Annotated in this window: 3 protein-coding genes; 2 read left to right on the forward strand and 1 reads right to left on the reverse strand. The window is 72.0% G+C overall.

Annotated features, from left to right (window positions below; all coding sequences use genetic code 11):
- Positions 1 to 15 precede the first annotated feature (15 nt).
- Positions 16 to 960 (reverse strand): arginine deiminase family protein, encoded by a 945-nt coding sequence (locus MYMAC_RS21790; RefSeq protein ID WP_013940995.1) that lies wholly within the window; start codon positions 958 to 960, stop codon positions 16 to 18.
- Positions 961 to 1154: 194 nt separating this feature from the next.
- Here MYMAC_RS21790 and MYMAC_RS21795 point away from each other — a divergent pair, with 194 nt between their 5' ends.
- Together MYMAC_RS21795 and MYMAC_RS21800 are read left to right on the forward strand one after the other, a co-directional pair.
- Positions 1155 to 9398 (forward strand): hybrid non-ribosomal peptide synthetase/type I polyketide synthase, encoded by an 8244-nt coding sequence (locus tag MYMAC_RS21795; RefSeq protein ID WP_095959480.1) that lies wholly within the window; start codon positions 1155 to 1157, stop codon positions 9396 to 9398.
- A complete protein-coding gene (locus MYMAC_RS21800; protein WP_095959481.1) occupies positions 9395 to 12829 on the forward strand; it encodes a non-ribosomal peptide synthetase in 3435 nt (1144 codons plus the stop codon). Before MYMAC_RS21795 ends, MYMAC_RS21800 begins: the two co-directional genes overlap by 4 nt.
- Positions 12830 to 12917 lie beyond the last annotated feature (88 nt).

Raw genomic sequence — 12917 nt, forward strand, 5'->3', positions numbered from 1 at the left:
CCCGGCGATTCTTCGCTACACCGCCCGCCGGCGCAGGGGCATCGTCAGGCACCGCACGCTGCCGTTGCCCCGCTCCAGCGCCTCGATGTCCACGCTGGCCACGTCGATTCCGGCCTCCGTCGCCAGGGGACGCAGCGCCGCCGCGGCGCTCTCCGAGGCGAGAATCTGGTTCGGCCCCACGTAGATGAAGTTCGACATGAAGCCGCCCTCCCCGCGTGGCTCGAAGGGGATGACGCGCCGGCCGCGCCGGGCGAAGTAGCCGTCGAAGGGCTCCCAGTGCGGCGCCCGTCCCTGCTGGAACACCTGGATGGGCGTGTGCCGGAGGAAGGCGCGCGCCACCACCGCGTGGGGCCCCAGCACGTTGAAGGCCAGGTCCAGGTGGATGATGCCCAGGCTCTCTGGGATGCGGACCACCGCGGCTTCACGGAAGCCCGAGCGCCACGCCAGCTCCAGGAAGGGCTGTAGCGCCCGCGAGTCACTTCGCAGGCCCACGTTGACCAACAGCCGCTCCGCGTCGAGCACGAAGACATCCCCGAACTCGATGCGCGCGGACGTCGCGGCGTCGTCGCCCAGCACGTCCGGCTGGAGCTGCGACAGCGCCCGGTGCGCCACGTCGAACTCCGCCAGCCGCACGGGGAACGCCGCCGTGCCCGTCACCAACTGACGCCCGAGCACCGCCGCCGTGTCGCGGACGAAGACGCGGTTCACCGTGGTGTCGCTCACCGCGCGCTCGCGCTCGGGCAGCAGCTCCCACAGGTCAATCGTCCGGCAGCCGAAGCGCGTCAGCGTGTCCCGCAGCCGCCCGAAGGCGTCCTCCGCCTCCGAGCGCGTGACGGGCCGCGTGAAGCCCACCGCCGCCGCCTCCTCGGCGCTGGTGACGTCCAGCGCCGCGGGCCGGAACACCGCCACGCATTCAAGCTGACCCGATTCGGACCAGCACTCGAAGTCGCTGAACGCCATCGCATGCCCCTGTCGTCACAGCGGTGGGTCACTCCGGACATCCTCTCACCGGAGCCCACCAGGAACGCGCCGCCGCCCGTTTCGAGCGCTGGCACCAGAAATTTACCCCGGAACTCCTTCGAGACTAGTCGGATTCAGGACGGTTTCATAATAATCACGGACTGCAGGATTTCACTCCCGCTCCCATAGTTTCCATGAAGCCATCTTCCGGTGTCGTGCAGGCCCCTGTGGATTCCCCTCTGGTCTCCGGTGGCCCCGGCGCCCGTACGCGCGGCGAAATCGAGGCCTGGCTGCGCAACTACGTGGCCGAGGCCGCCAGGCTCGCGCCGGCTGAAGTCGACAGCCAGGAGCCCTTCGTCCGCTACGGGCTGACGTCGAAGGACGCGGTGTTCCTGTCGGGCGAGTTGGCGGACTGGCTGGGCCGCGAGGTGTCTCCCACCATCGTCTGGGAGCACCCCACCATCGATGCGCTCAGCCAGGCGCTCGGCAACGACGCCGCGCCCGCGAGACACGCGGCCGAGACGCCCGCCCCCGAGGCCGCGCACGACGACGCCATCGCGGTGACGGCGCTGGGCTGCCGCTTCCCGGGAGCGCCCACGCCCGAGGCCTTCTGGGCGCTGCTCCAGCGCGGCGGTGACGCCATCACCGAGGTCCCCGCGGACCGTTGGGACGCGGCGCGCTTCTACGCGCCGGACCCGACCACGCCCGCGACGATGAACACGCGCTGGGGCGGCTTCATCGAGGACGTCGGCGCGTTCGACCCGCTGTTCTTCGGCATCTCCCCCCGGGAAGCCGTGCGGATGGACCCGCAGCAGCGGCTGCTGCTGGAAGTCGCCTGGGAGGCGCTGGAGCGCGCGGGACAGGCGCCGCAGGGGCTTCAGGGCAGCCGCACGGGCGTCTTCGTCGGCATCAGCACCAGCGACTATGCGCAGCGCCAGTTCGGCGACCGGGCCTTGCTGGACGCCTACGCGGGCACGGGCAACGCGCACAGCATCGCGGCCAACCGGCTGTCCTACGTGTTGGGCCTGCGCGGCCCGAGCATGGCCGTGGACACCGCGTGCTCGTCGTCGCTCGTGGCGGTCCACCTGGCCTGCCAGAGCCTCCGGGGCCGCGAGTGCGACCTGGCGCTGGCGGGCGGGGTGAACCTCATCCTCTCCCCCGAGCTCACCATCGCCTTCTCGCAGGCGGGGATGATGGCGGCGGATGGCCGCTGCAAGACGTTCGACGCCTCGGCGGACGGCTACGTGCGCTCCGAGGGCTGCGGCGTCGTCGTCCTCCAGCGGCTGTCGGACGCGCGGGCCTCGGGGGCGCCCATCCTCGCCGTCATCCGCGGCTCGGCGGTGAATCATGACGGGCTCAGCAACGGGCTCACCGCGCCCAGCGGCGCAGCGCAGCAGGACGTCATCCAGCAGGCGCTCCGTCAGGCGCGGCTGTCCCCCGAACAGGTTGGCTACGTCGAAGCGCACGGCACGGGGACGCCGCTGGGCGACCCCATCGAGCTGGCGGCGCTGAAGACGGTGCTGTCGCCGGGGAGGAGCGCCACGCAGCGCTGCTTCATCGGCTCGGCGAAGAGCAACATCGGCCACCTGGAGGCGGCGGCCGGCATCGCGGGGTTGATGAAGGCGGTGCTCGCGCTGGGCCACGGCGAGATTCCGCCCCAGGTCCACCTGCGCACGCTCAACCCGCACATCGCCCTGGACCCGGAGCGCTTCCAGATTCCGACGCGCCCCGAGCCGTGGCCACAAGCGCCCGGTGCTCGCGTCGCGGGGGTCAGCGCCTTTGGCTTTGGGGGAACCAACGCCCACGTCATCCTGAGCGAGCCCCCTCCCCGTCCCGCCCAGACACCGCGCGCCCCCGAGCGCGGCAGCCACGTCCTGACGTTGTCGGCACGGAGTGACGCGGCCCTGCGGCGCATGGCGCGGCAATACCAGGAGCACCTCTCCCTCCCGGACGCGCCCGCGCTGGCGGAGGTCTGCTTCACCGCGAACACCGGCCGCAACGTCTGGCCCCACCGGCTGGCGCTCACCGCGGGTTCGACCGCGGAGCTGGCGTCGCGGCTGGAGTCCTTCGCGAACGGGCACGCCACACCGGGGGCGCATCATGGCGAGGTGCAGCGCGGCGCGACGCCGCGAATCATCTTCCTGTACCCCGGACAGGGCACCCAGTACCCGGGCATGGGGCGGCAGCTCTTCGACAGCGCGCCCGTCTTCCGCGAGGCGCTGGAGCGCTGCGACGAGTTCCTCCGTCCCCACCTGGACGTCCCGCTGCTGTCGGTGCTGTTTCCGACGACGGACGCCACCGCGCAGCTCATCCACCAGACGCGCTACACCCAACCGGCGCTGTTCGCGCTGGGCCATGCGCTGACGGAGCTGTGGCGCTCGTGGGGCGTGACGCCGGACGCCGTCATGGGCCACAGCGTGGGTGAGTTCACGGCCGCGCATGCGGCGGGCGCGCTCGGGCTGGAGGAGGCGCTGGCCCTGCTGGCGACGCGCGGCCGGCTCATCCAGGCGCTGCCGCAGAACGGCGCCATGGCGGCCATCCTGGCGGATGAAGCCACCGTGCGCGCGGCGCTGGAGGGCGAGCGGATGCTGGACGTCGCCGCCATCAATGGGCCCCGGCACGTCGTCATCTCCGGCGAGCGCGACGCGCTCCTGCGCGTCACCACGTCGCTCCAGGCCCAGGGCGTGGAGTCGCGGCCACTGACCGTCTCGCACGCGTTCCACTCACCGCTGCTGGAGCCGATGCTCGATGGCTTCGAGCAGGTGGCCCGCGTCCTGCCCGCCCGCGCGCCCCACCTCCCGCTCATCTCCAACCTCACCGGTGAGCGGATGACGCAGGCGCCCGACGCCGCGTACTGGCGGCGACACGCGCGCGCGCCCGTCCAGTTCTTCAAGAGCCTCCAGACGCTGACGCACGCGGGGCCAGCGCTGTTCATCGAGCTGGGGCCGCACGACACGCTGCTCGGCATGGCGAAGCGCTGCGCTCCCGACAGCGCGAGCCTGTGGCTCCCTAGCCTGCGGCGTCAGCACGACGCCTGGGAGACCCTGCTCGGCAGCCTCGGTGCGCTGCACACGCGTGGCGTCTCCATCTCCTGGAGCGCCGTGGAGGCGCCCCACTCACGGCGGCGCGTTCCACTGCCCACCTATCCCTTCGAGCGTCAGACGTACTTGCTGGACTCCACGCTCCCCTCCCCTGCCCACGGCCCGACGATGATGACCCAGACCTCCGCCACAGCGCCCGTCGTGTCACGCCAGGAGCGAATCCTCGCGGAGCTCCGCGCGATGGTCGCCCTGCTGCTCCAGGCGCCTCCCGAGAAGCTCGACCCGCGCCTGTCCTTCCTGGAGATGGGCGCGGACTCGCTCGTGTTGCTGGACGCCATCCGCAACGTGGAGAAGCGCTTCGGCATCAAGCTGGCCATCCGTCAGCTCTTCGAGGAGCTGACGACGCTGGAGGCCCTGGCGAGCCACCTCGACCAGGCCCTCCCCGCGAGCTTCACCTTGAGCCCCGCGCCGCGGCCCGCGGTCGCCGTCGCCGCGCCGGCCTCCGTGAGCGTGCCCGCCGTCACCGGGGCCCCCGCCGCGAACACGCTCGCCGCGCCTGTGGGCAGCGCCGTCGAGCAGCTCATCCAGCAGCAGCTCCAGCTCATGGCGCAGCAGCTCGCGCTCCTGGGCGGCCGTCCCGCGGCGCCGCTCCCTGTCGCGGCGCCTGAAGCCCCGGCGCCCGTGCCGAAGGCCGCCCCCTCCGCTCCCGCGAAGGCGGGGGGGACGTCGCCGTTTGGCGCGGGGCCGAAGTCCGGCACACCGGAGCGCGCGCTCCCCGAGGCGCAGCAGCGGCACCTGGACGGGCACATCGCGAAGTACACCGCCCGCACGAAGCGCTCGAAGGAAGCGGCCATCCGCTACCGCTCGAAGTGGAGCGACGTGCGCTGGCTGATGAACTTCCGGCCCGAGCTGAAGGAGGTCTGCTACCCCATCGTCAGCGTGCGCTCGAAGGGCTCGCGCATCTGGGACGCGGACGGCAACGAGTACATCGACTTCTCCATGGGCTTCGGGGTGCACCTGTTCGGTCACAACCCGCCCTTCATCGTGGAGGCGCTCCAGCGGCGGCTGGCGGAGGGCATGGAGCTGGGCCCCCAGTCGGACCTGGGCGGACGGGCCGCGGAGCTGCTCTGCGAGCTGACCGGGATGAAGCGCGTCACCTTCTGCAACTCCGGGACGGAGGCGGTGATGACGGCGCTCCGGCTGGCGCGCGCGGCGACGGGCCGGACGAAGATCGTGATGTTCACCGGCTCCTACCACGGCCACTCCGACGGGACGCTGGTGGTGGGCCGCATGCTCAACGGCGAGCCCCAGTCGCTGCCCATGGCGGCGGGCGTGTCCCCCAAGGTCGTCGAGGACGTCCTCGTGCTGCCCTACGGCGAGGAGCGCACGCTGGAGCTCATCCGCGAGCACCTTCACGAGCTGGCGGGCGTCCTCGTCGAGCCCGTGCAGAGCCGCCGCCCCAACCTCCAGCCCCGGGCCTTCCTCCAGGCGCTGCGGGAGCTGACGCGGGATGCGGGCGTGCCCCTCATCTTCGACGAAATCATCACCGGCTTCCGGCTCCACCCGGGCGGCGCCCAGGCCTGGTACGGCATCGAGGCGGACCTGGTCACCTACGGCAAGGTGCTCGGTGGCGGCCTGGCCATTGGCGCCGTCGCGGACCGGGGCGGCTTCGTGGACCGCATCGACGGCGGCGACTGGAGCTACGGCGACGCGTCCTACCCCGCCGTCGAGACGACCTTCTCCGCGGGCACGTTCTGCAAGCACCCGCTGACCATGGCGACCACGCTCGCGACCCTGGAGCACCTCAAGGCCCAGGGGCCCGCGCTCCAGGAGGAGCTGGGCCGCCGCGCCGCGGGGCTCGCCGCGAGGCTCAACGCGCTCTTCCAGCGCGAGCAGGCGCCCATCGAGACGGTCCACTGCGGCTCGGTGCTGCGCTTCTCCGCCGCGGGCAACACCAGCTACCTGTACCAGTCGCTGGAGATGGACCTGTTCTTCAGCCATCTCATCCAGCGCGGCATCTACGTCTGGGAGGGGCGCACGTGCATGCTCTCCACCGCGCACTCGGACGAGGACTTCGACGCCATCGTCCGCGCGGCCTCCGAGACGGTCGCCGACATGCGCGCCGGTGGCTTCTGGCCACGCGGCACCCCCTCCGAGCCCCTCCGCGCGGAGCCGCGCACCCTCCCCATGACGGAGGCACAGCGGCAGCTCTGGGTGCTGGCCCAGATGAGCCCGGGCGGCTCCATCTCCTACAACCTGTCGATGAGCCTGCGGCTCGACGGAGCCCTCCAGCGCGAGGCGCTCGAACGCGCGGTGCAGCACGTCGTGGACCGGCATGAAGCGCTGCGCCTCCACGTCCACGCGTCCGGCGAAGAGCAGACCGCCGCGGCGTCACTCGCCCTGCCCCTTCCCTTGCTGGACCTGTCCGCGACGCCCGCGCCCGAGCAGCCACAGCGACTGGCCGCCTGGTACGAGCAGGAGAGCACCACCCCGTTCGACCTGCACCAGGGACCGCCCTTCCGGGTCCACCTGCTGAAGCTGGGCGCGCGGGAGCACGTCTTCGTCCTCACCGCGCATCACGTCGCCGTGGATGGCTGGTCGCTGGGCGTCGTCGTCCGTGAAATCGCCGCGCGCTACACCGAGCTCCTTGGAGGCAAGAGCCCCCCGCAGCCGCCCGCGATGCAGTGGGGCGACTACGTGCAGTGGCTCCAGCAGCAGACCGGCACGAAGGAGCAGGCGGCCCACGAGCGCTTCTGGCTCAGCCGGCGCGTGGAGACGCTGCCCGCGCTGGAGCTGCCCACCGACTTCGGCCGCCCCGCGCACCGCAGCCACCGGGGTGCCCGCGAGACGCTGCGGCTGGACGGCGCCACCACCCAGGCCCTGCGCGAGGCCGCCGCGCAGCAGCAGTCCACGCTCTTCATGCTGCTGCTGTCCGTCTACACCACCTTCCTGCACCGGCTCACGGGCCAGGACGACGTGCTGGTGGGCATCCCCACGGCGGGCCGTGGTCTGGAGGGGAGCGAAGGTCTGGTGGGCTACTGCTCGCACCTGCTGCCCATCGCCAGCCATGTCCAGGGCGAGCAGCCCTTCACCGAGCACCTCCAGGGCCTCAAGCAGGTGCTGTGGGAGGCGTTCGAGCACCAGGACCATCCCTTCGCGTTGCTCATCAAGCGCCTGGGCCTGCCGCGCAGCACGAGCCACACGCCGCTCGTCAGCGTCACCTTCAACGTGGAGCGCCCGCTGGGGAGCCTCCAGATGGAAGGCCTGCGGACGCACTTCCTCCCGCAGCCCGTGCGCTACGCCGCCTTCGACCTGAGCCTGAACGTCATCGACGCCGAGGACGGGCTCGTCCTCGACTTCGACTACAACACCGACCTGTTCGAGGCCCAGACGCTGGCCCGCTGGGCCCAGGGCTTCCGCACGCTGCTGACGGGCGCGCTCAAGCAGCCGGAGGCGCGCGTGGCCGACCTGCCGATGCTCACCCCCGGCGAGCGCCGCAAGGTGCTGGTGGCGTGGAACCAGAACCAGGTGGGCTACCGGGAGGACCTGCTCACCCACCAGTTCATCGAGCAGCAGGCCGCCGCGCGTCCCGGCGCGCACGCCGTGGAGCTGGACGGACAGGCCATCACCTACGCGGACTTCAACCGGCGCGCGAACCAGCTCGCGCACCACCTGCGCGGCCTGGGCGTCGGGCCGGGGGTGCTGGTGGGCGCGTTCATCGACCGCTCCCCCGAGATGCTGGTGACGCTGCTGGCCATCCTCAAGGCCGGTGGCGCCTACGTGCCGCTGGACCCGGCGCACCCGGCGGAGCGGCTGCGCTTCCTGCTGGATGACGCGCGCGTGGCGGTGCTGGTGACGAAGCAGTCCCTGGCGGAGCGGCTGCCCGCGCACACCGCGAAGGTCGTCCACCTGGACACGGACGCCGTCACGCTGGCGTCCCGCTCCACGGAGAACCTGCCCGACGCGGCGACGGCCACGTCTCCGGCCTACGTCATCTACACGTCCGGCTCCACGGGTGAACCCAAGGGCGTCGTCATTGCCCACGGGCAGATGGCGGTCCACTTCCAGGACATGCGGCTCCACTTCGAGCTGACCGAGCGAGACCGCGTGTTGCAGTTCGCCTCGTTCAACTTCGACGCGTCCCTGGAGCAGATCCTCCCCACGCTCATGACGGGCGCCACGCTCGTCCTCCGCGGCAACCAGGTCTGGACGCCCGAGGAGCTGGCCCGCCGCGTCGTCGAGCAGCGGCTGTCGGTGATGAACTTCCCCACCGCGTACTGGCAGCAGCTCACGCAGAGCTGGGCCGAAGCACCACCGGCCCTCGGCGCGCACGACTTGCGGCTGGTCATCATCGGCGGCGACACCGTGCTGCCCAAGGTGCTGGAGCTGTGGCAGCGCGGCCCGCTGGGCAACGTGCGCACGCTGAACGCCTACGGGCCCACCGAGACGCTCATCACCGCCACCACCTTCGACATCCCCAAGGGGTGGAGCGCCCCGCGCGTCCCCATTGGCCGGCCGCTGGCGAACCGGCCCTGCTACGTGCTGGACCGGCACGGCGCGCCCGTGCCCATCGGCGTGGCGGGAGAGCTGCACATCGGCGGGCCGCTGGTGGCGGCTGGCTATCTGAACCGCCCGGAGCTCACGGCCCAGCGCTTCGTGCCGGACCCGTTCAGCGACGACCCGGCGGCGCGGCTCTACCGGACCGGAGACCAGGTCCGCCACCGGCCGGACGGCACCCTCGAGTTCCTGGGCCGCGCCGACCACCAGGTGAAGGTGCGCGGCTTCCGCATCGAGCTCGGGGAGATTGAGTCCGCGCTGAGCGCGCACGAGCACGTCCAGGAGGTCGTCGTCACCGTCCGCGAGGAGCCCGGCGCGCTGGCCGGACACGACAAGCGCCTGGTGGCCTACGTGGTGCCCTCCGCGAACGCCAGCGTGACGCCCGCCGCGCTGCGCCAGTTCCTGCTGGAGAAGCTGCCGGACTACATGGTCCCCGCCTTCTTCGTGCGCCTGGAGGCGATGCCGCTCACCGCCAGCGGGAAGCTGGACCGCAAGGCGCTGCCCGCGCCCGACCCGGAGGCCAGCGCGCCCACGCGCCCCTTCGTCGCGCCGCGCACCCCCACCGAGCAGACGCTGGCGGAGGTGTGGATGAAGGCCCTGCGCCTGACTCGCGTGGGCATCCACGACGACTTCTTCGAGCTGGGCGGCGACTCGCTGCTGGCCACGCAGGTGGCTTCGCGGCTGCGCGACGCGCTCAAGGTGGAGCTGCCGCTGGAGCGGCTCTTCAAGCAGACGACCATCGCCGGCCTCGCGGAGCACGTGGACACCGTCCTGTGGGCGTCCCGCACGGCGGAAGACACCAGCGTCAACGGCGCGAGCCGGGAAGAGGGGGAGCTGTGAACGGTATCGACGGATTGCTGACCCGGCTGCGCAAGCACGACGTGCGCCTGTGGATGGAAGGCGAGCGCCTGCGCTTCAACGCGCCGCCGGGCGTGATGACGCCCGACCTGCTCGGGGAGCTGAAGTCCCACAAGGAGGAGCTGGTCTCCTTCCTCCAGCAGGTCGGCCAGTCGCTCCAGAGCGCCGCGGACCTCATCCCCGTGGCCCCGCGTGACGGGACGCTGCCGCTGTCCTCGGGGCAGCAGCGCATGTGGTTCCTGGAGCAGTTCCAGGGCCCCAGCGGCGCGTACAACATGCCCGCCGCGCTGCGACTCGAAGGCGCGCTGGACGTCGCGGCGCTCCAGCGGAGCCTGGACGAAATCGTCCGGCGTCACGAGGTGCTGCGCACCACCTATGGGCAGCAGCAGGGCCAGCCCTTCCAGAGCGTCCTGCCTCCCGCACCGGTGACGATGGCCGAGGTGGACCTGCAGCACCTGCCGGCCGATGCGCGGCTGGCGGAGGTCCGGCGGCGCGCGACGGAAGAAGCAGGCAGGCCCTTTGACCTGTCGCGCGACCTGCCCCTGCGCCTTGCCCTGTTGCGGCTGGAGCCCCGTGAGCACGTGCTGCTGCTCACGCTCCACCACGTCGCCTGCGACGGCTGGTCCCTGGGCGTCCTCATCCGGGAGCTGGCGGCGCTCTACCGCGCGTTCAGCACGGGTGAGCCGTCTCCCCTGCCCGAGCCGGCGCTTCAGTACAGCGACTTCGCGCGCTGGCAGCAGCAACGTGCCACCAACGGTGGCCTCCAGCCGCACCTCGCCTGGTGGCGCGAATATCTGACGGGCGCCCCCGCGCTGCTGGAGCTGCCCACGGACCGGCCTCGTCCCGCCCACCAGCGGTTCCAGGGCGCGACGCACCGCTTCACCGTCCCGGCGGAGCTGACCGCCCGGCTCAAGCAGCGAAGCCGCGAGGCGGAGGCCACGCTGTTCATGACGCTGCTGTCCGCGTTCGGCGTGCTCCTGTCCCGGACGAGCCGGCAGGCGGACCTCGTCATCGGCACGCCCATCGCCAACCGCGTGCCCCAGACGGAGCCCCTCATCGGCCTCTTCGTCAACTCGTTGCCGCTGCGGCTCCAGGTGGACGGCGCGCGCCCGTTCTCCGAGCTGCTGGCGCGCGTGCGCCAGGACACGCTGAAGGCCTACGCCCACCAGACGCTGCCCTTCGAGCAACTGGTCGAGGCGCTCCAGCCGGCGCGCGACCCCAGCTACTCCCCGCTCTTCCAGGTGCTGTTCACGCTCCAGAACACACCGTCCGAGGTCCTCTCGCTCTCCGGGCTCACGCTGGAGCAGCTCGAGGTCGAGAGCGGCACCACCCAGTTCGACCTGTCCCTGTCGATGGCGGAGACGGCGCAGGGGCTGCTCAGCGAGCTGAACTACAACACGGACTTGTTCGACGGCGTCACCATCGAGCGGATGTCCGGGCACCTGCTCACGCTGCTCGCGGGCATCGCGGAGACCCCCGCCCTGCCCGTGGCGGACCTGCCGCTGCTGACCGGCCCCGAGCGCCACCGGCTCCTCCGGGAGTGGAACGACACCGCGGTCGACCTGCCCCTGCCCGACAGCCTCCATGGCCTCTTCGAGCAGCAGGTCGCGCGGCGTCCGGACGCCACCGCCGCGCGCTTCGAGTCGCGCGCGGTGACCTACCGGGAGCTGGACGAACAGGCGAACCGGTTGGCGAACCGCCTGCGCCAGCTCGGCGTGGAGCCGGGACACCGCGTGGGCATCTTCCTGGAGCGCTCGCTGGAGCTGCTCGTGGGGCTGCTCGGCATCCTGAAGGCGGGCGCGGCGTACGTGCCGCTGGACCCGCTGTATCCACCGGACCGGCTGGCGCACATCCTGGACGACAGTGGCGTCTCGCTGCTGCTGACCGAGCCGGCGCTGGCCGCGCAGGTGCCCGCCTATCACGGCAAGCGCATGCTGCTGGCGGAGGCCGCTGGCGCTCCGGCGACGCGGCCCCAGGTGACGCTCGCGGGCTCGAACCTGGCCTACGTGCTCTACACCTCCGGCTCCACGGGCCGTCCCAAGGGCGTGGCCGTGCCGCACGCCGCGGTCGTCAACTTCATGGCGTCCATGCAGCGGGCGCCGGGGATGACGGAGCAGGACACGCTGTTCGCGGTGACGACGGTGGCCTTCGACATCTCCGTCCTCGAGCTCTTCCTGCCCCTGAGCGTGGGCGGCGGCGTCGTCATCGCCAGCCGCGAGACGGCCGTGGATGGCACCCGGCTGCTGCGCGCGCTGGCGGAGAGTGGCGCCTCGGTGATGCAGGCCACGCCCTCCACCTGGCGGATGCTGTTGACGCTGGGGTGGACGGGGAGTCCCTCGCTGAAGCTGCTCTGCGGTGGAGAGGCCCTGCCCTCCGAGCTCGTCGAGCCGCTGTGTGCGCGCGGTGCCTCGCTGTGGAACATGTACGGGCCCACCGAGACGACCATCTGGTCCACCACCGCGCGCCTGGAGCCGGGCGGGCGACTCACCCTGGGCCGCCCCATTGGCAACACGCAGGTGTACGTGCTGGACGCGGCCATGCACCCGGTGCCCATGGGCGTGACGGGCGCGCTGTACATCGGCGGGCACGGCGTGGCGCAGGGCTACCTCCACCGGCCGGACCTGACGGCGGAGCGCTTCGTGCCGGACCCCTTTGGCCAGACGCCGGGTGGCCGGCTCTATGCCACGGGCGACCTGGTGCGCGCGCTGCCCGACGGCACGCTGGAGTACCTGGGCCGCGGTGATGGGCAGGTGAAGCTGCGCGGCTTCCGCATCGAGCTGGGTGAGATTGAAGCCCGGCTGGCACAAGCCCCCGGCGTCCAGGAAGCCGCCGTGAAGCTGTGGGACGTGTCCGGCCACGCGGAGCTGGTCGCCTATGTGCGTGCCGACACGGCGCCCGAAGCCCTGACGCTCCGCCAGCATCTGGCGGCCCACCTGCCGGCGTACATGGTGCCTGGCCACTTCGTGATGCTGGAGTCCTTCCCCCGGACGGCCAACGGCAAGCTGGACCGCAAGGCGCTCCCCGCGCCCTCGTCGAGCCAACGCGCGTCGGCGGCCTACGAGGCCCCGCGTACGCCCACCGAAGTCCAGCTCGCGGCCATCTGGCGCGACGTCCTGGCGGTGGAGCAGGTCGGCGCGCGCGACAGCTTCTTCGACCTGGGAGGCCAGTCGATGAAGGCCGTCCAGGTGGTGGCCCGCATCCAGGAGACCTGGAAGGTGGACGTGTCGCTCCGCGTGCTCTTCGAGCACCCCACGCTCGAAGCGCTGGCGAAGCACCTGGAGTCGCTCCAGCAGCCCGGCGCGCCCGCCGCTCCGCCGCCGCTGGTGGCCCGCCCCCGGCAGGCCCGCCGCGTCCAGGCAGCGACACGCGCCGAGCTGAACCTCCCTGACTCGACTTCATCGAAGAAGGAGTAGCGCGCGGGCCCACGCCACGACCTGCCGTGGGCCGCTCCGCCGCTGCCCCGTTCCTCGCCTTCCCATCTCCGCCAGCCGGTTCTCCCCA

The organism is Corallococcus macrosporus DSM 14697, assembly GCF_002305895.1.
Taxonomy (GTDB): Bacteria; Myxococcota; Myxococcia; order Myxococcales; family Myxococcaceae; genus Myxococcus; species Myxococcus macrosporus.